23 protein-coding genes are annotated in these 22,661 nt (G+C 56.1%); 5 read left to right on the top strand and 18 right to left on the bottom strand.

The window, feature by feature from the left end; all coding sequences use genetic code 11:
• Position 1 precedes the first annotated feature (1 nt).
• The 5 genes from LINBF2_RS04885 to LINBF2_RS04865 are packed head-to-tail and all read right to left on the bottom strand — an operon-like array spanning position 2 to position 3,994.
• Positions 2–760 carry an ABC transporter ATP-binding protein gene (locus LINBF2_RS04885; protein WP_281890853.1) on the bottom strand — a complete coding sequence of 253 codons (759 nt, stop codon included), beginning with the start codon at positions 758–760 and terminating at the stop codon, positions 2–4.
• Positions 757–1,740, bottom strand: coding sequence for a branched-chain amino acid ABC transporter permease (locus LINBF2_RS04880; protein WP_281890850.1), 984 nt, complete (start codon positions 1,738–1,740; stop codon positions 757–759). The genes LINBF2_RS04885 and LINBF2_RS04880 overlap by 4 nt, the downstream gene beginning before the upstream one ends.
• On the bottom strand, positions 1,737–2,612 hold the full coding sequence (locus tag LINBF2_RS04875; RefSeq protein WP_104800263.1) for a branched-chain amino acid ABC transporter permease: 876 nt from the start codon (positions 2,610–2,612) through the stop codon (positions 1,737–1,739). Before LINBF2_RS04875 ends, LINBF2_RS04880 begins: the two co-directional genes overlap by 4 nt.
• A 55-nt stretch (positions 2,613–2,667) precedes the next feature.
• Positions 2,668–3,813 (bottom strand): ABC transporter substrate-binding protein, encoded by a 1,146-nt coding sequence (locus tag LINBF2_RS04870; protein ID WP_281890844.1) that lies wholly within the window; start codon positions 3,811–3,813, stop codon positions 2,668–2,670.
• Positions 3,806–3,994: a hypothetical protein gene (locus tag LINBF2_RS04865; RefSeq protein ID WP_281890843.1), complete on the bottom strand. Its 189-nt coding sequence runs from the start codon at positions 3,992–3,994 to the stop codon at positions 3,806–3,808. The genes LINBF2_RS04870 and LINBF2_RS04865 overlap by 8 nt, the downstream gene beginning before the upstream one ends.
• Before the next feature lie 54 nt (positions 3,995–4,048).
• On the opposite strand from LINBF2_RS04865, the gene LINBF2_RS04860 reads away from it, so the two are divergent.
• Positions 4,049–4,801 (top strand): IclR family transcriptional regulator C-terminal domain-containing protein, encoded by a 753-nt coding sequence (locus LINBF2_RS04860; RefSeq protein ID WP_281891286.1) that lies wholly within the window; start codon positions 4,049–4,051, stop codon positions 4,799–4,801.
• A gap of 133 nt (positions 4,802–4,934) precedes the next feature.
• Here LINBF2_RS04860 and LINBF2_RS04855 read toward each other — a convergent pair whose 3' ends face one another.
• Genes LINBF2_RS04855 through LINBF2_RS04845 form a run of 3 tightly spaced genes read right to left on the bottom strand, consistent with a single transcriptional unit; the run spans position 4,935 to position 9,001 of the window.
• Entirely contained in the window at positions 4,935–5,744 is an 810-nt protein-coding gene (locus LINBF2_RS04855) for a sugar phosphate isomerase/epimerase (RefSeq protein WP_281890842.1), read from the bottom strand.
• A 19-nt stretch (positions 5,745–5,763) separates the two neighbouring features.
• Complete coding sequence (locus LINBF2_RS04850) at positions 5,764–8,166, bottom strand: FAD-dependent oxidoreductase (RefSeq protein ID WP_281890841.1); 2,403 nt, start codon at positions 8,164–8,166, stop codon at positions 5,764–5,766.
• A 19-nt stretch (positions 8,167–8,185) separates the two neighbouring features.
• A complete protein-coding gene (locus LINBF2_RS04845; protein WP_281890840.1) occupies positions 8,186–9,001 on the bottom strand; it encodes an IclR family transcriptional regulator in 816 nt (271 codons plus the stop codon).
• Positions 9,002–9,125: 124 nt separating this feature from the next.
• Between LINBF2_RS04845 and LINBF2_RS04840 the strand changes: the two genes are divergently transcribed.
• Positions 9,126–9,938 (top strand): ThiF family adenylyltransferase, encoded by an 813-nt coding sequence (locus tag LINBF2_RS04840; RefSeq protein WP_281890837.1) that lies wholly within the window; start codon positions 9,126–9,128, stop codon positions 9,936–9,938.
• A gap of 3 nt (positions 9,939–9,941) precedes the next feature.
• The gene (locus LINBF2_RS04835; protein ID WP_281890835.1) at positions 9,942–11,711 is read left to right on the top strand and encodes an FAD-dependent oxidoreductase; all 1,770 of its coding nucleotides are present in this window, start codon (positions 9,942–9,944) and stop codon (positions 11,709–11,711) included.
• Between the two features lie 4 nt (positions 11,712–11,715).
• On the opposite strand, the gene LINBF2_RS04830 is transcribed toward LINBF2_RS04835, so the two are convergent.
• Complete coding sequence (locus tag LINBF2_RS04830) at positions 11,716–12,525, bottom strand: IclR family transcriptional regulator C-terminal domain-containing protein (RefSeq protein ID WP_281890833.1); 810 nt, start codon at positions 12,523–12,525, stop codon at positions 11,716–11,718.
• Between the two features lie 124 nt (positions 12,526–12,649).
• On the opposite strand from LINBF2_RS04830, the gene LINBF2_RS04825 reads away from it, so the two are divergent.
• The gene (locus LINBF2_RS04825; RefSeq protein WP_281890831.1) at positions 12,650–13,666 is read left to right on the top strand and encodes a TRAP transporter substrate-binding protein; all 1,017 of its coding nucleotides are present in this window, start codon (positions 12,650–12,652) and stop codon (positions 13,664–13,666) included.
• A gap of 58 nt (positions 13,667–13,724) precedes the next feature.
• On the opposite strand, the gene LINBF2_RS04820 is transcribed toward LINBF2_RS04825, so the two are convergent.
• The 8 genes from LINBF2_RS04820 to LINBF2_RS04785 are packed head-to-tail and all read right to left on the bottom strand — an operon-like array spanning position 13,725 to position 20,473.
• Positions 13,725–14,681, bottom strand: coding sequence for a Gfo/Idh/MocA family oxidoreductase (locus LINBF2_RS04820; RefSeq protein ID WP_281890829.1), 957 nt, complete (start codon positions 14,679–14,681; stop codon positions 13,725–13,727).
• Between the two features lie 12 nt (positions 14,682–14,693).
• Positions 14,694–15,572: a class III extradiol dioxygenase subunit beta gene (locus tag LINBF2_RS04815; RefSeq protein ID WP_281890827.1), complete on the bottom strand. Its 879-nt coding sequence runs from the start codon at positions 15,570–15,572 to the stop codon at positions 14,694–14,696.
• A gap of 2 nt (positions 15,573–15,574) precedes the next feature.
• Positions 15,575–16,012 carry a protocatechuate 4,5-dioxygenase subunit alpha gene (gene ligA, locus LINBF2_RS04810; protein WP_281890825.1) on the bottom strand — a complete coding sequence of 146 codons (438 nt, stop codon included), beginning with the start codon at positions 16,010–16,012 and terminating at the stop codon, positions 15,575–15,577.
• Positions 16,012–16,941, bottom strand: coding sequence for an amidohydrolase family protein (locus tag LINBF2_RS04805; protein ID WP_281890823.1), 930 nt, complete (start codon positions 16,939–16,941; stop codon positions 16,012–16,014). The genes ligA and LINBF2_RS04805 overlap by 1 nt, the downstream gene beginning before the upstream one ends.
• Positions 16,942–16,963: 22 nt before the next feature.
• Complete coding sequence (locus tag LINBF2_RS04800) at positions 16,964–17,959, bottom strand: tripartite tricarboxylate transporter substrate binding protein (protein WP_281890821.1); 996 nt, start codon at positions 17,957–17,959, stop codon at positions 16,964–16,966.
• 26 nt (positions 17,960–17,985) lie between these two features.
• On the bottom strand, positions 17,986–18,669 hold the full coding sequence (ligK, locus tag LINBF2_RS04795; RefSeq protein ID WP_281890820.1) for a 4-carboxy-4-hydroxy-2-oxoadipate aldolase/oxaloacetate decarboxylase: 684 nt from the start codon (positions 18,667–18,669) through the stop codon (positions 17,986–17,988).
• A 22-nt stretch (positions 18,670–18,691) separates the two neighbouring features.
• Complete coding sequence (locus tag LINBF2_RS04790; protein WP_281890818.1) at positions 18,692–19,726, bottom strand: amidohydrolase family protein; 1,035 nt, start codon at positions 19,724–19,726, stop codon at positions 18,692–18,694.
• 30 nt (positions 19,727–19,756) lie between these two features.
• Entirely contained in the window at positions 19,757–20,473 is a 717-nt protein-coding gene (locus tag LINBF2_RS04785) for a substrate-binding domain-containing protein (RefSeq protein ID WP_281890816.1), read from the bottom strand.
• Between the two features lie 106 nt (positions 20,474–20,579).
• Here LINBF2_RS04785 and LINBF2_RS04780 point away from each other — a divergent pair, with 106 nt between their 5' ends.
• A complete protein-coding gene (locus LINBF2_RS04780) occupies positions 20,580–21,500 on the top strand; it encodes a LysR family transcriptional regulator (protein ID WP_104800250.1) in 921 nt (306 codons plus the stop codon).
• Positions 21,501–21,505: 5 nt separating this feature from the next.
• Here the strand turns inward: LINBF2_RS04780 and LINBF2_RS04775 are convergent, their stop codons facing one another.
• Positions 21,506–22,414: a tetratricopeptide repeat protein gene (locus LINBF2_RS04775; RefSeq protein WP_281890814.1), complete on the bottom strand. Its 909-nt coding sequence runs from the start codon at positions 22,412–22,414 to the stop codon at positions 21,506–21,508.
• Positions 22,415–22,661: the final 247 nt, after the last annotated feature.

Genomic DNA, 22,661 nt, shown 5'->3' with positions numbered 1-22,661 from the left:
ATCAGCTTCCCAAGTAGGCGTCGAGCACTTGTTTATTGGCACGAATCTCGGCCGGTGTACCAATGGCCATCACCTTGCCTTCGACCATCACCATGATGCGGTGGCACAGGTCCATCACAAAATCCATGTTGTGTTCGATCACCACGAAACTACCCTTGCGGGTTTTGTTCAGGTCTTTCAGCAAGGTGCTGATGCCACCCACCAGCGAAGGGTTCACGCCCGCGCAAGGTTCGTCAAGCAAGACCAAGTCGGGTTCACTCATGAAGGCCATGGCAATGTCGACCAGCTTTTGTTGACCGTAGCTCAACTCACCCGCTTTTTTATCGGCCACGTGCTTGATATGGAACTGGTCAATCAAGGCATCTGCCTTGGCACCTAAATCTGAATCGCTGGGTGCGAACATGCGGCTGAACATGGTGCCTTGGTGCTCTTGCGCGGCCACGATCAAGTTGTCGCGCACGGTCATCTTGCCAAACACTTGCAGGGTTTGGAAGGTGCGCCCCACGCCCAAGCGGTTGAGCTCCAAAGGACCCAACTGCGTCACGTCTTGGCCATTGAGTTCGATCTTGCCGGTGTCCGGTGTGATTTGACCCAACATGCTGTTGAACAAGGTGGTTTTGCCCGAACCGTTGGGGCCAATGACGCCAAAGATTTCACCAGGGCGCACTTCAAACGACACGCCACCCACCGCTTGAATCGCGCCATAGGCTTTCTTCAAGTCGGTGACTTTGAGAACGGGTTGAATGTTTGAATTCGTCATGCCTTCACTCCTGATTGGCCTGCAGCCGCACGTGCCGCTGAGGCTTCACGCGACTGACGTTTCGCACGGATGCGGTCTGGAATGCTCAGCAAACCGTCGGGCAGCCAAATCATCAACATCACCACGGCCGTGCCGAACACGAACAAATACCAGGCCTGCGCAAAGCGCAACCACTCCGGCAAGATCACACCCACTGCAGCACCCAGCAAGGGGCCCAAGAAATAACCGGGGCCACCCACCACCACCATGAGGTACATCATGATGGACGCTTCCACCGTGAATGGCGCGGGGTCAATGAACTGCACCAATGAGCCAAACAAACCACCGGCAATACCTGCATAGGCCGCGCCAATCGCAAAGCTCAACAAGGTGTAGCCACGAATGTCCACGCCCAAGCTTTCCGCACGGATGGGGTTGTCACGCAAGGCGGTGAATGCTTTGCCCCATGGCGAATGCAGCAAGCCCCACAAAAGCAAACCCAACACCACGGCAAACGCCAACACCAAGTAGTAGTAAGCCAAGTTGCCATCAAAGCTGATGCCAAAAACTTCAGGACGTGCAATGTTGTTGATGCCAAACGTGCCGCCCGTGAGCCACTCTTCGTTGCGCATCACCAACCACACCGCGGTGTTGAAGCCAAGCGTGGCAAACGCCAAGTAAATGGTTTGCACGCGCAGCGCAGGAAAGCCCAGCGCCAAGCCCACCACAAAGCAGCCCAAGGCTGCGAGTGGCATACCGAGCCAAAAGCTGTAACCCGCTTGCATCATCACCGCCACGGTGTAGGCACCAATGCCAAAGAACGCGGCATGGCCGAGTGACTTTTGACCGGCATAACCGATGGTGAGGTTCAAGCCCATGGTGGCGATGACGTAAATCAGCCAGTAGGTGAACAAATAAATGCCGTGATTTTTGAGCAGCGTGGGCACAAAAATACAGGCCAACAGCCCCAAGAGGCCGGCAAGAATTGCGAGCTTCTTCATACTTTGCGCTCCACTTTTTTACCGAGCAAGCCTTGTGGCTTGAACAAAATCACGACCATGAAAATGATCAACGCCACCGCGTCTTTGTAGGCCGGCGAAATGTAGGCTGCAGCCAAGTTTTCGCACACGCCCACAATCACACCCCCCAACAACGCACCGCGTGAGTTGTTGAAGCCACCAATGATGGCAGCGAAGAAAGCCTTCGTACCCAAAGCTGCGCCCATGTCGAACTTGGCCAGATACGTCGGCGTCACCAAAATCGCAGCGGCTGCTGCCAGCACCGCGTTGATGGCGAAGGTGTAAAAAATCATGCGGGGCACGTTGATGCCCAACACCGAAGCGCTCTCGGTGTTTTGTGCCACCGCTTGCATGGCACGACCGGTGACGGTCTTGGCCAAGAAAGCTTGTGTGATCAACACGAGTGCAATGGCAAACACAAAGGTGCCAATGTCGGTGGCCGAAATGGTCACACCGGCAATGTTGTACACCTCATCTGGAAATAGATTGGGAAATGGATGCGGCTCAGCGCTGTAACCTGCGCGCACCGCATTGCGCATGGCGATGGACAGACCAATGGTCGCCACCACGATGGGCATCATGCCGAACTTGAAGAGTGGGTCCACCACGCCGCGCTTGAACAACCAGCCCAGCACAAAGACCGACAGCACACAACTCGCGGCAAAGCTCAACATCAAAGGGAAGCCTGCGGCCATGAAGCCCAGCATCATGAAAGCCGGCAGCATCACAAACTCGCCTTGTGCGAAGTTGATGGTGCCCGAAGCTTGCCAAAGCAAGGTAAAGCCCAAGGCCGCCAGCGCATAAATGCTGCCGGTGGCGAGGCCACTGAAAAAGAGTTGTAGGAAGTCGGTCATGTCAATTCGCTTGAAAAAAGAAAGGCACGCCCGCAGGCGTGCCTTGTTTCTCTAATTACTTCTTGGCGTTCAAAGCGGGCAAAGTGGCTGTCACCACTTGACGGCCATTTTTCACTTCGATCAAGAAGCTTTCGCGGTCAAGGTCACCCTTGTCATCAAAGCTCACATCCATGATCACGCCTGGGTGCTTCTTGGCGCTGATGCTGATGCCGTGCAGTGCTTGTGCCACAGCCTTGCGGTCGAGCTTGCCCACTTTTTCGATCGCAGCTTTGAGCACGTACACGCCGGTGTAACCCTTGATGCCGTTGTGGTCAGAGATGCTGCCGTAGGCTTGGTAGTACTTGGCTTTGAACTTCAACATTTCTGGGTTCGGTGCATCCACGGTCAAACCCACGTGGGCCATCGCACCGTTGGCGGCATCGCCTGCCAACTCGATCACTTTTTGACCTGTTAATGTGGTCTCACCGATCACGGGCTTGGTCCAGCCTTGCTTCTTCAATTCGCGCAACAAACGTGCAGACTCTTCTTCGTTGGTGTAGGCAAAGATCGCGTCAGCGTTGGTTTGCTTGGCTTTCAACACGGCGGCAGAAAAGTCAACTTGACCTGCGTCTGTTGAAATGTCGGCCACGATTTTGGTAGGGCCATCTGCCAGCAACTTGCTCAGTGTGTCACGACCGCCTTTGCCGAAGTCGTTGTTCACATAAATCACAGCCAATGTTTTGGCTTTGGTGTTGATGAACTTGGCCAGCTTGGGGAATGAGGTGCTTTGGCCGAACGCAGTGCGGAACACATAAGGGTTGCCTTGCGCAGTGATCGAAGCAGCTTCGCCGCCTGTGAAGTTAGGCACTTCGCCACGTTTAGATTCAGCCATGGACACCATGATGGAGCCTGAGTAGACGGGGCCAAAAATGGCAAACACGCCGTCATCCACTGCCTTTTGAGTCAAACCCTTGGCCACGCCAGGATTGGTTTGCGTGTCAACGGTGTAGCTCTCAATCTTTTTGCCCAAGATGCCGCCGTTGTCGTTGATCTCTTTGACCGCCAACTCCACGCCATTCTTAAACACCGTGCCAGCTGTGGTGCCTGGGCCAGACAGCTCAACGATGTTGGCAATCTTCACAGTTTGCTGGGCATGCGCGACGCCAGCCAACGCAAAAATTGCGGCAGCGGCAACAGCTTTCAAGGTGGAACGTTTATTCATGGATGTCTCCTCTTTGGGTTTGAAATTGAGCCAATGTCTGGCGGCTCGGGGTGATGAAATCGAAGGCACACCATCGATTGGTTTTAGATGTGTGCAATTTAATTGGAAAAGCTTGATCTGTCGGAACATTTGCCCAAGATTGAGCGATAAACGAACGTTTTTGTGCGATCATCGAACGCATCACGGGTTTCCCCCTGCACCCCCTATGAACACACTTTTGACGCACGCCGCGGGCATGGACAAGAAGGACTGGATCGCCGGTCTGGACAAAGGCCTCGCCATGCTCCAAACCTTTGACGAACACAACCCGCGCTTGACCGCCACCCAAGCTGCCCAACGCTGCGGCCTGACCCGCACAGCGGCACGTCGGTATTTGCTGACGCTCTTGCATTTGGGTTTTGTCACCACCGACGGCAAGCTGTTTTGGCTCACCCCAAAGGTGATGCGACTGGGTCAGTCGTACCTGGAGTCGGCCCGCTTGCCGCGCATCGTGCAACCCTCGTTGCAACGCTTGGCGATGGGCACACAAGAAATTTCGTTTGTCGCCGTCCTCGACGGCTACGACTTGGTCTACATCGCGCGCAACGGTCAAAACCGCAGCATGAACACCAGCTTCGCGCTGGGTGCGCGTGTGCCGTGTCACTTGACTAGCGCGGGTGTGTTGTTGCTCGCACTCTTGGGTGAGGAAGAGTCGGATGCGTGGTTGGCCAACCACGAACTCAAAGCCTTCACCTCGCACACCATCACCGACCCCAAACGCATGCGCACCGAGCTGGCCCGCATTCGCGCGCAAGACTGGGCCTTGTCCGAGCAGCAACTCGACTTGGCGTACCGCGGTGTGGCCGTGCCCTTGCGTGACCACAAAGGGAATGTGCAAGGCGCTTTGACGGTGAGCATGCCCATTCAGCATGAGACCTCCAAGGAAGCCGTGAACCGCGTGTTGCCTGTATTGCGTGAAGTGGCGCAGAGTTTGCGCCCGTTGATTTGACGTTACGGTTTTGGTGATGACCAAGTTGGGCTGCCTGTGCGCACAGCAGCTCCTCTTCGCTTCGCTCAGAATGTCGCTTGCTGCGCGCACAGGCAGCCCAACTTGGCGACTGTTGTGAACGTGGCGTGCTGATTCAGGCATCGCCTAAAGCCTTCTTAGTTGCATTGAGGCACAGTTCGGCCCATGCTTTGTCGCCCATGGGTTTTGATCGTTCTAGGTTCACGATCTCTACGCTCACGGGGAGGTCTTGGGGCAAAGTGGCAAACAAACCTGTCACGTCAATATTGCCCTCACCTGGCAAGAGGCGTTCTTGTCTTGCGGTGTGAATCAGCTCTTCTGTCGTGAAGTTCAAACCTGCTTGTGCATCGCACATCTGCGCATAGTGCAACCACTCGCGTGGAATGGCTGCGATGTCTTGCAAGCTTGTGGTGGAACGACCAAAGTGCAAAGCGTCTACCAGAATGCCGGCGTTGTTAGGGCGTCCTGCCAACTCAACCACGCGCATGGCGGACTTGGCGTCTTTCACGGCGGTCCATGGCATGAACTCCAAATCGGCGGTCAAGCCGTAGGGGCGCATGGCATCACAAAGCGCAGCGTAGTTGTCGGCCAAACGTGATTCATTGGCGTCGTCTGCGGCAATCAACACCGCTTTGGCGCCTAAGGTTTGGCCGATGTCCATCAACGCGGCATGGTCTGCCACTTTGAACTGTTCACCAATGCGGATGATTTCTAAGTCATACACCCCCACGCCGGTGTCACGCATTACCGCTTGGGTTTCGCGCAACACAGCAACATCGCCAATCAAGGTTTGAAAGGGTGCACCGGGTCCGTTGGGTTGCACACGCAAACCCACATAGGCATAGCCCAACTTCGCCGCAATGCCAATGGCTTGCGGCACGGTCGACGCATTGGCCGTGAGGTATGCGAGCGAATAAGTACGCATGGTATGCCGCCTTGACAATTTATTTCAATGGCGAAACCGCAGTGGGCATGGCGATGGTGGACACCATGTTGGTGGTCAAGTTGGCAGGGCCGCCTTTGGGTGGCCAGATGCCTTGGGCCACAGCATCCGCGCGCGCTTTGCTTCGTGCGTCGAGTGTGGGGTAAGCCCAAATGTTGGTGAAGCGCAGCGGACCATCCAAAGCGACCATCGCCACCACGCAGGGCGAAATTTTGTCGCGCGCGGGAATGGCTTGCTCCCACAAATCAATCGTGGGTTGCACGCCACCGGGTTTGATCCCGTAGGTGCGGATTTCATACACGGGTCCGTTGATGCCACTCTCAGCGCTCGGGCGCACAGGCTTCATCCAAGGGAAGCCTTGGTAGCTGTGTTGCTCCAAGCTTTGAAAGATGTCGCCACAACCAAACGGGCTAGCGTTGTGTTGTGTGCGGTTGCGTTCGGCTTGCAAAGTGGCCAAGTCATCAAAGCCACGCAACACAATCATTTGGTTGAGCACACCGATGTCGGTGAACCAGCAGCCCAGCAATTCACCTTGGCCTTGCGCAGCGAAAGTTTGCACGTTAGCTGCGGCTTGAGCAGCGGTGCCAAAAGGCAGCGTCATGGTGGCGAGTTCGTAATACATGGGGGAAGTCCTTTTCAAAAATGGATGTTCAGAAGATGCAAAGTCAGGTGACAAGCGAGCCGCGTGATGCGCGGCCAAATAACCAAAGGTCATGGCGGGGCCAAGGGTGATGCCGCCACTCGGGTAGTTGCCGCCCATCACACTAGAGAGGTCGTTGCCACCGGCGTACAAACCGTCGATGGGCTGGCCTTGCGCGTTGAGCACTTGCGCGTGTTCGTTGCAGCGCAAACCGGCAAACGTGCCCAAGCTGCCAGCCACGATGCGCACCGCGTAAAACGGGCCGTCTTGAATGGGCGCCATGTTGGGGTTGCGGCCTTCGTGTGTGGCATCGCCTTGCACGCGGTTGTAAGCGGTTTGGCCTTTGCCAAATTCACCGTCGTAACCGATGTCTGCTTGGGTGTTGTAGCGCGCCACGGTGTTTTGCAACGACACGGCGTTGATGCCACACACCTCCGCCAACTCAGCCAAGGTGTTGCCACGTTTCAAGTAACCATTGGCCAACATGCTGTGCATGGGAACGGGTGCAGGTTTGACGGCGCCCAAACCCCAACGACGGATGAAGCAGTGGTCCACCACCAACCAGGCTTGCACAGGCTCACCTTCAGGAAGCGCTTGAATCAAACCTTGCATGAAGTCGTGGTACGAGTCGGCCTCGTTCACAAAGCGTTTGCCAAAGCGCGTGACGGCAATGAGGCCAGGCTTGCCGCGTTCAATCAAATGAGGGAAGTGTGCAATTGTTCCATCGGCACGTGGCACCAAAGACACAGGCGCCATCGCTGCCGCATGTTTCAAATCGTTCGCCACCACCGCACCCACCGATTCGCCCAAGCGCAAACCATCGCCCGTGTTGCCGCGCGAGGCGGCAGAGAAATGTTGTTCGCCCGTGGGATCGTGTGGCAGCAGTTGGCTCTTGCGCTGTGGGTCGTGTGGAAAGCCCCCCGTGGCCAACATCACACCGCGCTTGGCGCGAATGGTTTGCTCAACGCCGTTGTGCATCACCACGGCGCCACGCACTTTTTGCGAACCGTTGTCACCTTCAGTGATCAAACGCACGGCAGGGCTGTTCACGCGAATGTCCACGCCCGCATCGAATGCCGACTTGGCCAAAGCGGCCACCAAAGCATTGCCGTTGACCAACTGCATGCCACGTCCATACATCGCCAAATCAAACACATGACGCGTGACGCGCTTGGCCACATGGAAGAACGAGCCCCATGAACGCAAAGCATGGAAGAAGTGACGAATGTCAGCCCCCGAGGCAATGCCCATGCCGAGGAAGGTCATCTCATACAACGGCGTTTTGAGCTGCTTCACATGCTTGCCCAACAAGCGACCATTGAACGGCGCGGCGCAGACCGACCGGCCACCTAATGCGGCGTCCTCAGTCTTGCCATGGAAATCTGGAATCAAGTTGCCATCGATGAACTGCAAGGCGGTGTGTTCTTGAAAGAAGCGCACCATACGTGGGCCGTGCGTGAGGAACGTGCGCGCACGTGCTTCATCAAACTGCTCGCCCAACTCATGACGCAAATACAACAGTGGTTTTTCAATCGGCTCGGTGATGCCCGCTTGAATAGCCAGTGGATTGCGTGGAATCCACATCCAGCCCCCCGACCATGCGGTGGTGCCGCCGTAGTGCGCATCTTTTTCCACCACGATGACTTTGAGGCCAAGGTGTGCCGCCGTCACGGCGGTAGATAACGCACCGGCACCGGAGCCCACCACCAGCAAATCGCAATCCCACGCTTTGGGTTGAGCAGTGTCAAGTGATGGGGTAGTCATCGTGACGTATCCAACGCAATCAAGCGGCGTAAATGGGTTGCAAACGCACATGGCTGGTGCCACGCGCCAACATGGGCGATGCGCCGCTGGCCGCTGCCAATTGCGCCGCACATGACAACAAATCAGGTGCCAATGCCAACATGCGCTCACGCGTCAAACGCGCCGAAGGGCCCGCCACACTGATGGTGCCCATGGGCAACTGCCCTGCCAACCCCACAGGTGCGGCAATGGCGTTGAGCCCTGCGGTGTAGGTTTCTTCGGTCAAGCTAAAGCCTTGTTTGCGGGTGTCTTGCAAGACCTTCAGGAAAGCTTTCAAACTCTTGGGTGCGTTGGGGCCGAAATCTTGCGGTGAACCCAAGCCTTGTTGTGACACCAAAGCCAAAGCATCGTCATCCTTCATGGTGGACAACCAAGCCAAGCCAGACGACGAACAGCTCAAGCGGGCAATGCTGCCCATGTCGGGGTCGTAGCGCAGGCCTTGGCGAGCGCCTTGGGCGCGGGCAACCCATGTCAAGCGGTCACCATCGACCACCGACAAACGCACCAGCTCACCGGTTTGTTCGGCCAGGCGGTCGAGCAGCGGCTGGGCCACATCAATGACGCCTGTTTTGCTGAGGTAGCTCAAACCCAACGAGACGAGCTTGGTGGTCAACACATACTCGCCCATGTCGCGTGTTTGGCGCACATAACCAAAGCGCACCAGGTCGACCAACAGGCGGTGCGCGGCGCTCTTGGGCATGTTGAGCTTGTCGGCCAACACAGCCAGCTCGACGCCCTGCCCTTGTTCAGACAAGAGCTCCAAGATGCCCAAAGTTCTTTCAAGTACGCCGCTCATAGTGCTGTGTGGAAATGGATGTTGGCCGAACTTTATCACGGAAAATGAATTTGATTCAAAAGTTGAACGTAATTCCATTTTTGGATAAACTGCGCCACATTCATCCACTTCACTTTGAATCACCATGCTTGAAAACTACAGCGGCGCCACACGCGTTCACGTCATTGTGGGCGACCCCATTGCCCAAGTGAAATCACCTTTTGGCGTGACCCAAGCTTTTGAGTCGCATGGCCGCGACGCCATCTGCGTCCCCGCCCACGTTGCCCCCGCTGACTTGACCGACTGGTGGGCCGGCACCCAACGCGCGCAAAACATCGACGGCCTCATCGTCACCGTGCCGCACAAATTTGCGTGCACTGCGTTTTGCGATGTGCTGTCTGAACGCGCCGCCTTTTTGGGCACGGTCAACACCGTGCGTCGCGACACACAAGGCCGCTGGCACGGGGACATGTTCGACGGTTTGGGCTATGTGCGCGCCATGGAGAAAAACGGCTGCGTGCTGAAAAACAAACGTGCTTTGCTGGTGGGCGCAGGCGGCGCAGGCTCCGCCATCGCGCACAGCTTGGTGTTGGCGGGCGTGAGTGAGTTGGCCATTCACGACCCAGATGACCAACGTCGTCAGTCACTGATTGATCGCCTCAACAGCTTGAAGCTCGGCAAAGTCACCCATCTTGAAAAGTTCACACTTGGTAGCCCCGACCCCACAGGCTTTGATGTCGCCGTCAACGCCACGCCCATCGGCATGAAAGAAGCCGACCCCACACCGATTGACATCACCAAAATTCATGGCGACATGTTTGTCGGCTGCGTCATCACCGCGCCCGCCATCACGCCCTTGATTGCGGCAGCGCGTGCCAAGGGTTGCAAGACCGTGACAGGCGCCGACATGTTCGCGCAAGTGCGTGAGTTGATGGTCAACTTCTTGTTGGAGGTGTGAGCCATGAGCGACGCTTTGTATCCCATTCATCAACGCATCAGCACTGACCTCTCGCAACTCAAAGACCACGACACCGTGGATTTGGTGGTGATTGGTTCTGGCGGCGCAGGTTTCTCAGCAGCACTCAATGCTGCGATTGATGGCGCACGCGTGTTGTTGGTCGAACGCATGGCCCATGTGGGTGGTACCACCGCGTTGTCGGCAGCCACCACGTGGGTGCCCGGTACCAAGCGTGGCTTGGAAGTCAACCCAGACGACACACCTGAACGCGTGGCCACGTTTTTGAACCTCGCCGTCGGCGAACGCTCCGACCCCAAGTTGCGCCAAGCCTTCATCGACAACGGCCCACACGCCATTGCCAAACTCGAAGCCAACAGTGCGCTGCAATTCCAAGTGCGCATGTTGCATCCCGACTATTTGTCTGAACTCGAAGGCTCAGTGCTGCGCGGTCGCGCGATTGAGCCGCAACCCTTTGATGGCAAATTGCTCGGCCCCAACTTGCCGCTCGTGCGCAACCCCATCCCTGAGTTCACCGTGCTCGGCGGCATGATGGTGGACCGCGATGACATCTTCCATTTGCTGCGTTTGACAGAGACGTGGAAATCGTTCAGCTACAGCGTTCGCATCATCGTGCGTCATTTCCTCGACAAACTACTGCACCCACGCAGCACGCGCTTGGTCATGGGCAACGCCATGATTGCGCGCATGCTCTACAGCTACATCCAACGCCAAGGCCTGTTGGTGACAAACACCGAAGCCACACAACTGCTGCAAGACGGCAACGCCATTCAAGGCGTCGCTCTGCAACAAACCTTGCCCGATGGCAGCGTGGTCAAACGCACGGTGCGCAGCAAAGGCGGCGTGGTCATGGCCAGCGGGGGTTTCAACCGTCACGCCACACGCCGTGCAGACATGTTGCCCGGCGCCAAAGAAGCATGGTGCCCCGCAGGCCCCGGCCACACAGGCAAGGCGCAAGACTTGGCTTTGCAAGCGGGTGGTCAACTGGGCAGCGGTGGTTTGAGCCACGCATTTTGGGCGCCTGTGTCCACACGTCAACGCGCCGATGGCAGCACCGCCGTCTTCCCACACTTTGTGATGGACCGCGGCAAGCCCGGCATGCTCACCGTAGACAGCCAAGGCCAACGCTACCTGAACGAATCCACCTCGTACCACTTGTTTGGCATTGCCATGCAAGCCCACCACGCAACCACGCCCAGTGTGCCGTCGTGGTTGGTGTGTGATGCAGGCGCCTTGAAGCGCTACGGCATCGGCATGGTTCGCCCGGGCGGCAAAGGCTTAGCCCCATTCTTGGCCGATGGCTATTTGAAACAAGGCAACACCTTGGCCGAGTTGGCGCAACAACTGAATGTGCCCGCAGACAAACTGCAAGCCACCGTCGAACGCTTCAATGTGTTTGCCGACAAAGGTGTGGATGAAGATTTCCAACGCGGCACCACCGACTACCAACGCGCCAATGGCGATGCCACATGGCACGGCCCCAACCCGTGCTTGGGCGCGTTGCGCGAAGGCCCGTTCTACGCAGTGGCGCTCTACCCCGGTGACATTGGTGCAGCCACAGGCTTGGTCACCGATGGCGATGCACGTGTGCTCAACACACAAGGCGTGGCGATTGACGGCCTTTACGCGGCGGGTAACGACATGCACTCCATCATGGGTGGCATTTACCCAGCGCCGGGGATCACCATTGGGCCTGGCGTGACCTTTGGTTACTTGGCGGCCAAGCACGCCGTGGCACGCGCACGCCAGCTGTGAAACATCAAATCACGGCCCTGAGCACTTGAGATGTCTCAATGATCAGTGGCAGTAGTTTGTCCACAATCAACGCGTCGTTCCAAATGGTGGATTGCAAGGTCATGCTCAATGCGGCCTTGCATTCACCATGGCGGTCTCTCAGCGGAACTGCTACACCGGTGAGGCCCTGATCCAAGTTGCCGACCGAAATGCAGTAATTGGCTTTGCGCGCATGGAGCACCATCTTTTCAAACTTCTTGGGCGTGAGCACGGCATTACTGTTGAAAGTAGAAAACTCATGGGCGGCAATCCATGTTTTCAACTCGACATCACTCAACGTCGACAAAATAGCAGGCCCCGGCCCCACCACATGCGCAGGCACACGAGCACCGGCATAGAACCCAATCGACACGACTCTTGGGCTATTGCTACGTGCGACATACACAAGCTCATGACCATCTAACACAGACACATTGACCGTCTCGCCCGACGACATCGCCAAGCGCTGGATAAACGGTTGCACCAAACGCGGCAAACGTGCGCCATCCAAATAGCCTTGACCCAATCGGAGCACACGCGGCGTGAGCCAATAAAACTTGCCATCGGTGTCGCCATAGCCAAAGTGGCAGAGGTTGAGTAAATAGCGTCGCGCAGCGGTCCGCGGAATGCCTGTGCGTTCAGCCACTTGCGACACCGTCATGCGACCATATTCATCGTTGAAGGCTTCGATGACGGCCAACGCACGCCCTACCCCCGCAATCAAGTCGCCAGAGTCGATGGGGAATTCTTTGCTGGATGATTTTGAGACCAACGCAGACGCATTAGGAGAAACCATGGTTTTCACCGCCTTTCGGACAATATTGTCCGCCATTCGGTCAGGCTACGCTCGGTTGAAGTTGAAATTAGGCGACACCCAAATACAGTCCAGCTCTGATCTTTAACTCACACAGAGAAACCCCATGAACTCATTACGTCGCGTCCTCTCGCTGTCACTCTTGACCGCTGCTCTCGCATCCACAGGTTTGACTCACGCTGCGGACTTTGAAGCGCGTACCGTCAAATTCCCATCGGCCAGCAACAAAGGCCACCCTCAAGTGCAAGGTGTGGAAAAGTTTGCTGAATTGATGGCCAAGAAAACCAATGGCAAATTCAAAGTGCAAGCTTTCCCAGGCGGCGCCTTGGGCCCAGATTTGCAAACCGTGTCAGCCATGCAAGGCGGCACAGTGGAGATGACCGTGATGAACGCCAGCTTGTTGGCGGGCGTGGCCAAAGAAATGGCCATCTTTGATTTCCCATTCCTGTTTAACAACACCAAAGAAGCGGACGCTGTGTCTGATGGCCCCGTCGGCCAAAAGCTGTTGGACAAGCTGCAAGACAAAGGCTTGGTCGGTTTGGCTTATTGGGACTTGGGCTATCGCCAAGTGCACACCGGCAAAAAGCCCATTGCCAAAGCCGATGACTTCAAAGGCATGAAGATGCGCGTCATTCCTACGCCCATCTATGTGGACTTCATGAAATCTTTGGGTGCGTCGCCTGTGCCTATGGCCTTCACCGAAACCTACACCGCGCTGGAACAAGGTGCAATTGACGGCATGACCAACCCCTTGTTGAACATTTTGGACAGCAAGTTTGATGAAGTGTCCAAGTACCTCACCATCACCAACCACATGTACACCCCACAAGCTGTGGTGGTCAGCAAGAAGTTCTGGGACAAGCTCACACCTACCGAGCAAAAACTGATGCGTGAAAGCGCACAAGAAACAGCCGTGTACCAACGCAAAATTGCACGCGATGAAGCCGCCAAAGTGCTGGTTGAAATCAAGCGCAAAGGCATGACCGTGTTTGAGCTGTCACCCGAAGAAATCGCAAAACTGCGCGAGCGCTCTAAGCCAGTGATCGAAAAGTACACCACTGAACTCGGCCCCATCGTGAGTGAGATGTACGCGGCCGTGGACAAGGCGCGCAAAGCGAAATAAACAACGCACCAACAAAAAAAGGGAGCCAGATGGCTCCCTTTTTTGATGGACGAGAAACTCAAGCGTTGAGTTGCAACTCCAAGTCGTGCAACACCTTGTAGCAAGGCAACACTTGAGCGACGCTGGAATTTGGTTCACGGCCTTCTTTGATGGCAGCGAAGAACTCACGGTCTTGCAGCTCGATGCCGTTCATGGACACCGCCACTTTGGACACATCGATTTGCTCTTCCTTGCCGGTGTACAGGTCGTCATAACGGGCCAGGTAAGTGCCGGTGTCGCCGATATAGCGGAAGTACGTGCCCAAGGGGCCGTCGTTGTTGAACGACAAACTCAAGGTGCAGATCGCACCGTTGGCCGCTTGCAGCTGGATGCTCATGTCCATCGCAATGCCCAAGGTTGGGTGGATGGGGCCTTGCACCGCATTGGCTTTGACGATGGGGCTGCCAGCTTGGTAAGCAAACAAATCCACGGTGTGTGCAGCGTGGTGCCACAGCAAGTGGTCGGTCCAGCTACGGGCTTGACCCAGCGCGTTCATGTTGGTACGGCGGAAGAAGTAGGTTTGCACATCCATTTGTTGGATGTTGAATTCGCCTGCTTTGACTTTGTTGTGCACCCATTGGTGGCTGGGGTTGAAGCGACGGGTGTGACCGCACATCGCGACCAAGCCTTTTTCTTTGGCCACGCGTGCGACCTCTTCCGCATCTTTCCAGCTGTCGGCCAAGGGAATTTCCACTTGCACGTGTTTGCCAGCTTTCAAGCAAGCCAAGCTTTGTGCAGCGTGCATTTGTGTAGGCGTACACAAAATCACAGCGTCCACTTCGGGTAAGGCCAAGCTGTCGGCCAAGTCGGTGGTCACGTGCTTGATGCCGTATTTGTCGGCGACTTCTTTTGTTTTTTCCAAATCACGGCTAATCAATGAAACGACTTCGACGCCGTCGATGTTTTTGATGCCGTCCAAGTGTTTGATGCCGAAAGCACCTGCGCCAGCCAAGGCGACTTTGATGGTTTTGCTCATGTGATTTACCTCTTATGCGTTTTCAAGAATAGCGTGGCCTACAGCGGTATTCGATGCAGGCACATGGTAGAAGCGATGGGCCAGTTTAGGTGCTGGACCGACGACTTTGCCGTTTTGGATGTCAGACATCGCACCACGTGCGATGAGCCACATCACCAACTCAATGCCTTCGCTACCAGCTTCGCGTACGTAGTCGATGTGAGGCACAGCAGCGCAAGCCACTGGGTCGTTGATCATCAGGTCGAGCCAGTTGTTGTCCCACTCACGGTTGATCAGGCCCGCACGCGCGCCTTGCAACTGATGGCTCATGCCGCCTGTGCCCCAGATGTGGACATTGATGTCTTCGTCGTAGCTCTCAATCGCTTTGCGAATCGCTTGGCCAAGGTTGAAACAACGCTGACCACTTGGCACGGGGTACTGCACCACGTTAACTGCGAATGGAATCACAGGACAAGGCCAAGCGCCTTTGACAGGATCTTGCTCGCCACACATCAATGACAGCGGCACGGTCAAGCCGTGGTCCACGTCCATCTTGTTGACGATGGTCAGGTCAAAGTCTTGTTGAATGACCGACTGTGCGATGTGCGAAGCCAACTCTGGGTGGCCTTTCACTTTGGGCACAGGGCGTGCGCCGTAGCCTTCGTCAGCGGGCGTGTATTCAGCCGCGGTGCCGATGGCAAACGTAGGAATCATGTCCAAGCTAAACGCAGTCGCGTGGTCGTTGTAGACCAAGAAGATCACGTCTGGCTTGTTGTCCTTCATCCATTGTTTGGAGAAGTCGTAGCCAGCGAAGACGGGTTTCCAATAGTCTTCTTGTGTTTTGCCGAGGTCCAGCGCAGCGCCAATGGCGGGCACGTGGGAGGTGTAAACGGATGCGGTGATTTTTGCCATGGTTATGCTTTCTTTCCTGCTGCGCCTTGGGGCTGGTTCTGCGCTTGGGCATCACCGTTTTCGCCAATCACGCGGTTACCTTCGACCGAGCGACCGCCGTGAATCATCATGTTGCGGTATTCCTCTTCGGTCATGCCGGTCATCGAACCTGCCATTTGCTGGAAGCTCAAACCATCGGTCGCGCCGATTTTGGCGAGGAAATAAATATTGCCGCCGGTGCGCATGCACCAGTTCAAATCGCGGGCCAACACGGCCTGCTTTTGTTCTTCGGTCATGGCCCACTCGTCGAGGTAGGCGCGCTCGTTGGCCTTGAAAAGCGTGCGGTTCTCAGCCTTCATCAGTGACATACAAAACTGGTTAAGCCAGTAGCCTTTGCGTGATTGCTCGGCATCAAAAATGATGGTGCCGGGAACGTCTGTGTAGGGTTTGTCGAGTGCCATTAAAAAGTCTCCTCAGGCCAGTACAAGCGCATCGGGTTGTCCACCAACAACTTGCGTTGTTGTTCTTCGGTGGTGGCGATGTGCGGGATGAAGTCCACCAGCAAGCCGTCATCGGGCATGTGGTCTTTGAGGTTGGGGTGCGGCCAATCGGTGCCCCAGATCACGCGGTCGGGGAACTCGTCCACGATGCGCTTGGCAAAGGGAATCACGTCTTTGTAGGCGCCTGATTCCAAATCTTTTTCGCCATTCAAAGCCTTGGGGCCAGAGACCGACAAACGCTCGGGGCAAGTCACCTTGCTCCACACGTTCTTGTGCTCGCGCATGAACTTCACAAACAACTCAAACTCAGGGCCATCCACAGGCTTGGTCACATCGGGGCGGCCCATGTGGTCCACCACCACGTTGGTAGGCAATGCAGTGAAGAAGTCCCACAATTCGGGCAAGTCGACGGCTTCAAAATAAATCACCACATGCCAGCCGTACAACTGGATGCGCTTGGCGATTTCAAGCAATTCGTCTTTCGGTGTGAAGTCGACCAAGCGCTTCACAAAGTTAAAGCGTACGCCGCGCACGCCTGCGTCGTGCATGGCTTGCAACTCGTCGTCGGTCACGCTGCGTTTGACGGTGGCCACGCCACGTGCTTTGCCGCCTGAGTTGACCAAGGCATCCACCATCGCGCGGTTGTCGGCACCGTGGCAAGTGGCTTGCACCACCACGTTGCGGGCAAAGCCGAGGTGGTCGCGCAAGGCATACAACTGAGCCTTGGATGCATCACACGGTGTGTACTTGCGCTCAGGGGCGTAAGGGAACTCGTGGCCAGGGCCAAACACGTGGCAGTGGGCGTCCACCGCACCTGCGGGCAATTTGAATTTGGGTTTGCTGGGGCCGGTGTACCAGTCCATCCAGCCAGGGGTTTTTTGAAATTCCATGTTGCTCCTCTTGTGTCTTCAATCAATCCAATGAAACTTGTGCTTTTTTGATGATGCCGCCAAAGCGGGTTGATTCCGCCTGGATGTAGGCGTTCAACTGTTCGCGGTTCAAAGTGAACGGCTCGTAGGCAAACGATGCAAACTTTTCGCGCACATCGGGTTCGGCCAAGGCTTTTTCGATGTCGCGTTGAATCTTGTCAGTGATGGCCTTGGGCAATCCGCGTGGTGCAGCAATGGTGGTCCAGCCACTCACTTCAAAACCGGCGGGGCCACCCGACTCACCGATGGTGGGCACATTGGGAAATGCGCTCACACGCTTGGGTGCAGCCACGGCCAAATACTGCACTTTGCCGGCGCGGTACATCGCACCTGCCGTGGCGTTAGAACCCAAGGCAAAGGCCAATTCGCCCGTGGCCACACTGCTGTAAAGCATGCTGGTTTCTTTGTAAATCACATGTTGCATGTCGGTGCCCGTGACCGACTCAAACAAAGCCGAACCCAAATGCACGGGGTTGCCCACAGACCAAGAGCCGTAGTTCAGCTTGCCAGGATGCGCTTTGGCATCGGCAATCAGGTCAGACACTTTTTTGTATTTGCTGTCGGTGGCGACGGTGACAAAAAAGTAGGTTTTGAACAAAGGTGCCAAAGGCTCGAAATCGGCCTTGATGTCGTAGGGCAGCTTTTTGAACAGATGCGGGTAAGCTGACAAATGCACGCTGTCGAGCTGAATCAAATCATGGCCATCGGTAGCACCGCGTTTGAAGGTGTCAATGGCGATGAAGCCATTGCCACCAGGCTTGTTCTCGACCACCACAGGCTTGCCCCAGGTGCGTGACAACTTGTCCGCCACCAAACGCAACACGCCCTCAGGGCCACTGCCCACGGGAAATGGCGTGAGGATGCGCACGGGTTTGGTGGGAAAGTCTTGGGCGTGCGCAGACGGTCCGCACAGCGCTAAAGCACCCAAGGTACCCAACGCCAAAGCTGTAAACAGTTGACGTTTAGAGGTGTGTGTCATGGAACAAGCTTTCAAAGTCATCGATATCAATCGATGTACTTTAAGCCCGCAGCAGCCAAAGGCTCGCGCATTTTGTACATATCGAGGCCCAAGACGCCTGAAGCCAATTTATCGCGCTTCTCGCCTTCAAAGCTTTCGCGCTTTTGTGCAGCGGACAAAGTCTCGGCAGCGCGTGCAGCGGGCACACACACCACACCGTCGTCGTCCGCCACGATCACGTCACCAGGCGTGACCAACATGCCAGCGCAAACGATAGGAATATTGACCGAGCCAAGCGTAGCCTTGATCGTGCCTTTGCTGCTAATGGCTTTGCTCCACACGGGGAAGTTCATCTTTTGCAGCTCTTTCACATCGCGCACACCGGCGTCGATGATGAGGGCACGTGCGCCGCGTGCTTGGAAAGAGGTGGCCAACAAATCGCCAAAGTAACCGTCGGTGCACTCTGCCGTGATGGCTGCCACCACGATGTCACCGGGCTGAATTTGTTCAGCGGCCACGTGCATCATCCAGTTGTCGCCGGGGTGCAAGAGCACGGTCACTGCGGTGCCTGACACTTGCGCACCTGGGAAGATGGGACGCATATAAGGCTTGAGCAAGCCCACACGGCCCATGGCTTCGTGCACAGTGGCCGAGCCCAAAGCGGCCAAGCCGTCTGCTGCTGCGCGGTCTGCGCGTTTGATGTTGCGATACACAACGCCGAGTTCGTACATAAGAAATCTCCTGAGAATTGAATTAACGGCCTTGCGACTTGAGCTTGGTGTCCAAGCGCGAGAACACGCGGCGTGCGTTGCCCTCGTACACCTGATGGCGCTCGTCGGCATTGAGATTGAGCGTGGACTCGATGTAGCGCTTGGTGTCGTCGTAGTAATGGCCAGTTTCTGGGTCGATGCCACGCACGGCGCCAATCATTTCTGACGCGAACATGATGTTCTTGACGGGAATCACTTTGGTCAACAAGTCGATACCGGGCTGGTGGTACACGCAGGTGTCGAAGTAAATGTTGTTCATCAAGTGCTCTGTGAGCAAAGGCTTTTTCAGCTCTTGCGCCAAGCCACGGAAACGGCCCCAGTGGTAAGGCACAGCGCCGCCGCCATGCGGAATCAAGAACTTCAAGGTGGGGAAGTCTTTGAACAAGTCAGAGGTCAAACACTGCATGAAGGCAGTGGTGTCTGCGTTCAAGTAATGCGCGCCAGTGGTGTGGAAGCAGCCATTGCAGCTGGTCGACACGTGAATCATGGCGGGGATGTCGTACTCGACCATCTTCTCGTAAATGGGATACCAAGACTTGTCGGCCAACGATGGCGATGTCCAATGGCCGCCCGATGGATCGGGGTTGAGGTTGATGCCGACGTTGCCGTATTGCTCGACGCACTTGACCAATTCAGGAATGCAAGTGGCGGGGTCCACACCGGGCGACTGGGGCAACATGGCCGCAGGCACGAAGTTGTTGGGGAACAGCTCAGACACGCGAAAGCACAGCTCGTTACAAATGGCGGCCCAAGTGGATGACACTTGGAAATCACCAATGTGATGGGCCATGAAGCTCGCACGTGGGCTGAAGATGGTGATGTCAGAGCCGCGCTCTTTCATCTTGGCGAGTTGGTTGGTCTCGATGGTTTCGCGCAACTCGTCGTCGCTGATTTTCAAATCAGACACTTTGGGCATAGACGCTGGGTCTTTGATGCCAGCGATTTGTTTGTTGCGCCACTCTTCCAAAGCCTTAGGCGCTGTGGTGTAGTGACCGTGGACGTCGATGATGAGAGACATGAATACCCCTTACAAAATGAAATTTAAAAATTAAAGCCAGTTCATGCCTTGCTTGCGCTTGACGTCTTCCACGCCAGCCGAAGCCAAGAACTGTAAAAACGATTGCACTGCCGCCACGCGAGCCGCGTCGTTGGCAATGACTGCAGGAATGCCCGATGAAAACGTGGTGATGAACGCCACATCCGCAGGCAAAGTGCCCAACACATCGATGCCGGGCAAGGCAATGAGTTCGCTCAATTGCTGAAAGCCCAATGCGGCTTTGCCGCTCGCCACCAATGCGCCCACAGGCGTGCCGGGTGGTGGCACCACGATGCGTGGTTTCACCTCGTCGGCGATGCCCCAACGTGCGAACAATTTTTCAAGGTACACGCCGCTTGGGCCTGTGGAGTAGCTCAGTGTGGGGCTGGCCAACACCGCCGCTTTCAGCGCGGCTTCGTTGCTCAAGTCAGGACGCACAGCACCTGCTTGAACGGCCACCGCTACAGGTGAACGCACCCAGTCGCAGCGTGAGCCGGTTTGCACATGGCCCGAGGCCATCAACTTGTCAATCGCATCGGAAGCCAAGAGCACCATGTCAAAGGCCTCACCCGCTTGCACGCGTTTGGCGGCATCCACACCGCCCACTGACTCGATTTGCACAGACACACCAGTTTGCGCAAAGTAAGCCTGCGTCAAATCAGCCAACAAAGCCTTGGTGGCCATGGATGAAATACCGCGCAGCACAAGAGAGGAAGATGGGGTTTGCATGGGCGTGATTCTAGAGATTTACCCCAGAAATAGGCCTCAAATGAGGAACTAGCTGCTATAACGTTTTTAAATAACGGACAATTGGTTATTCAAAATAGAGAACGCCATGGAACTCAAACAAATCGAATCATTTGTACGCGTCGCAGAGCTGGGCAGTTTCACCAAAGCGGCACTGGCTTTAAGCATCCCCCAACCTCTGCTGAGCCGCCATGTGCGCCAGTTAGAAGTGGAGTTGCACCAAAACTTGCTGATGCGCAATGGCCGTGGCGTGACCGTGACCGAAGCAGGTTTGGTCATGCTCGAACACGGACGCGGCATTCTGCACCAAGTAGCTGTGGCCCAAGAAGAACTGGGCTCGGTGCGAGGTGCACTGGCTGGGCGTGTGTCGATTGGTTTGCCACCCAGTTTGTCCAAATTGGTGACCGTGCCACTGACCATGGCGTTTCGTCAGGCCCTGCCCCATGCACAGCTGTCGCTGACCGAAGGCTTCTCGGTATTGATGGTCGAGAGTTTGCGTGCAGGTCGCCTAGACATGGCTGTGCTCTACAACCCAGCACCTTCACCCGATTTGGAAATGTCTTTGTTACATGAAGACACCTTGGTGCTGATTGCAGGCAAAAAAAGTAAGCCAATTGCAGGCAACACCCCGCTGAAAAATGTGGTGCAACTGGCAGACTTGGCCAAACTGCCACTCATCGCACCCAGCCGCCCGAATGCGTTTCGTTTGCTGATTGACACTGAGATGCTGCGTCTGAACTGCAAGCCCAACATCGTGCTGGAGATTGATGGTTTGAACGCGATTTTGGAATTGGTCAAAGAAGGCATGGGCTACGCCGTGCTGCCCGCCTACACCCTGAGCAACTTTGCCAAGCCCGAAGACTTCACCACGCATCGCGTGGAGAAACCCAAACTGATGAGCCAGCTCATGCTGGTGTGGTCAGCGCGCCGCCCGATGACGGCGACGCACAAAGCAGCCATGCAGCTCACCCAAGACGTGGTGTCTCAAGCGCTGCAGGCCAACAGCTAAGCCGTTTACCAGCTGTCGTCGCTGCCACCGCCTGAGTCGGCGCTGTCCCAATCACTGCCAGAGCCTGCATCGAAGGCGCCCAAGTCGGGCTGAGCTGGCGTGTCAAACGGCACATAGCCACCGTTGCCAGCAGAAGACGATGCACCCGCTGACGTTGGCGCTGCAGTCTGATGGTCGCCTTCAAAGGCTTTAGACAAAGCGTAACCAGCCGCCACACCCGCCAAGCCACCAACCACAGCCCCCGTCATGGTGGAGCCGCCGCTGTTGGGTTGTGCGTAGCCCTGAGGGGCATAGCCAGCAGGCGCGGCATTGGGCGTGAATTGCGCACCGAAACCACGCGGTGCAGGAGGTGTCCCCATAGGCGTTGCAACAGGTGCATAGGCGGTTTGGCTGGCGTTGTTAGTGGCATTGGCCGCCGAGCGACGCAGCCACAGACCCAACACCACCAAACCGGCAATGGCCAGCCAAACGTAGGTCAAGGGCGAACTGCCGCCACTCGCGGCAGACTCTGGTGCAACCTTGGCTGCTGCATGCGTACCAGGGGCCACCGAGGGTTCCATCACCACGGAAGACGTGGGCGCCGCAGCCAGGTCGTTCACCTTGGTCAACACCGTGTTGAACTTGTCTGGGCTGGTGGCGAACTTCAAAGACGGGTCAATGTCTTTGGCTTTTTGCAATTCGGTTTGTGCTTCTTTGTAACGGTGCTCATGCGCCAACACTTGGCCCAACTCGTAATGGGCTTTGGCACTTTGCGGTTTGTCTTGCAACACCTCGCGCAGCATGCTTTCGGCTTGCGTGTACTGGCCAGCGGCCACGGCGGCCTCAATGTCTTTCGGCGTAGGCAGCGCCAAAGCGAGCGTGGCGCTCAGCACCAAGGCACCGGCCACAACAGATTTCAACAAACGAGACAACATGGTTTAACACCTTTCCATCCAAACTGAACACTTCAGCGGCGTTGCATTGTGCAGCACCGATGTGACGGTTCACATGGCACTTAGATGAGCGCGGCCTACTGAAATACAAGGGGGATAGAAAAGTAAAGCAGAAACGAAAAAGGCTCCTTGCGGAACCTTTGACTTTTGCTTTTGAAGAAGCGATGGGACTGGTAAAAATGGTGGGCGATGCAAGTTTCGAACTTGCGACCCCACAGTGTAAAGACTC

Source organism: Limnohabitans sp. TEGF004 (genome assembly GCF_027924965.1).
Classification (GTDB): Bacteria; Pseudomonadota; Gammaproteobacteria; order Burkholderiales; family Burkholderiaceae_C; genus Limnohabitans.
The sequence above is the reverse complement of the archived record's forward strand: the minus strand, read 5'-3'. Positions and strand labels throughout refer to the sequence as shown.

What these genes read in the sequence shown, in the direction of transcription:
- LINBF2_RS04885 (WP_281890853.1), bottom strand. Translation starts at nt 760, where the DNA reads ATGACGAATTCAAACATTCAACCCGTTCTCAAAGTCACCGACTTGAAG.
- LINBF2_RS04880 (WP_281890850.1), bottom strand. Translation starts at nt 1,740, where the DNA reads ATGAAGAAGCTCGCAATTCTTGCCGGCCTCTTGGGGCTGTTGGCCTGT.
- LINBF2_RS04875 (WP_104800263.1), bottom strand. Translation starts at nt 2,612, where the DNA reads ATGACCGACTTCCTACAACTCTTTTTCAGTGGCCTCGCCACCGGCAGC.
- LINBF2_RS04870 (WP_281890844.1), bottom strand. Translation starts at nt 3,813, where the DNA reads ATGAATAAACGTTCCACCTTGAAAGCTGTTGCCGCTGCCGCAATTTTT.
- LINBF2_RS04865 (WP_281890843.1), bottom strand. Translation starts at nt 3,994, where the DNA reads ATGCGTTCGATGATCGCACAAAAACGTTCGTTTATCGCTCAATCTTGG.
- LINBF2_RS04860 (WP_281891286.1), top strand. Translation starts at nt 4,049, where the DNA reads ATGGACAAGAAGGACTGGATCGCCGGTCTGGACAAAGGCCTCGCCATG.
- LINBF2_RS04855 (WP_281890842.1), bottom strand. Translation starts at nt 5,744, where the DNA reads ATGCGTACTTATTCGCTCGCATACCTCACGGCCAATGCGTCGACCGTG.
- LINBF2_RS04850 (WP_281890841.1), bottom strand. Translation starts at nt 8,166, where the DNA reads ATGACTACCCCATCACTTGACACTGCTCAACCCAAAGCGTGGGATTGC.
- LINBF2_RS04845 (WP_281890840.1), bottom strand. Translation starts at nt 9,001, where the DNA reads ATGAGCGGCGTACTTGAAAGAACTTTGGGCATCTTGGAGCTCTTGTCT.
- LINBF2_RS04840 (WP_281890837.1), top strand. Translation starts at nt 9,126, where the DNA reads ATGCTTGAAAACTACAGCGGCGCCACACGCGTTCACGTCATTGTGGGC.
- LINBF2_RS04835 (WP_281890835.1), top strand. Translation starts at nt 9,942, where the DNA reads ATGAGCGACGCTTTGTATCCCATTCATCAACGCATCAGCACTGACCTC.
- LINBF2_RS04830 (WP_281890833.1), bottom strand. Translation starts at nt 12,525, where the DNA reads ATGGTTTCTCCTAATGCGTCTGCGTTGGTCTCAAAATCATCCAGCAAA.
- LINBF2_RS04825 (WP_281890831.1), top strand. Translation starts at nt 12,650, where the DNA reads ATGAACTCATTACGTCGCGTCCTCTCGCTGTCACTCTTGACCGCTGCT.
- LINBF2_RS04820 (WP_281890829.1), bottom strand. Translation starts at nt 14,681, where the DNA reads ATGAGCAAAACCATCAAAGTCGCCTTGGCTGGCGCAGGTGCTTTCGGC.
- LINBF2_RS04815 (WP_281890827.1), bottom strand. Translation starts at nt 15,572, where the DNA reads ATGGCAAAAATCACCGCATCCGTTTACACCTCCCACGTGCCCGCCATT.
- ligA (WP_281890825.1), bottom strand. Translation starts at nt 16,012, where the DNA reads ATGGCACTCGACAAACCCTACACAGACGTTCCCGGCACCATCATTTTT.
- LINBF2_RS04805 (WP_281890823.1), bottom strand. Translation starts at nt 16,941, where the DNA reads ATGGAATTTCAAAAAACCCCTGGCTGGATGGACTGGTACACCGGCCCC.
- LINBF2_RS04800 (WP_281890821.1), bottom strand. Translation starts at nt 17,959, where the DNA reads ATGACACACACCTCTAAACGTCAACTGTTTACAGCTTTGGCGTTGGGT.
- ligK (WP_281890820.1), bottom strand. Translation starts at nt 18,669, where the DNA reads ATGTACGAACTCGGCGTTGTGTATCGCAACATCAAACGCGCAGACCGC.
- LINBF2_RS04790 (WP_281890818.1), bottom strand. Translation starts at nt 19,726, where the DNA reads ATGTCTCTCATCATCGACGTCCACGGTCACTACACCACAGCGCCTAAG.
- LINBF2_RS04785 (WP_281890816.1), bottom strand. Translation starts at nt 20,473, where the DNA reads ATGCAAACCCCATCTTCCTCTCTTGTGCTGCGCGGTATTTCATCCATG.
- LINBF2_RS04780 (WP_104800250.1), top strand. Translation starts at nt 20,580, where the DNA reads ATGGAACTCAAACAAATCGAATCATTTGTACGCGTCGCAGAGCTGGGC.
- LINBF2_RS04775 (WP_281890814.1), bottom strand. Translation starts at nt 22,414, where the DNA reads ATGTTGTCTCGTTTGTTGAAATCTGTTGTGGCCGGTGCCTTGGTGCTG.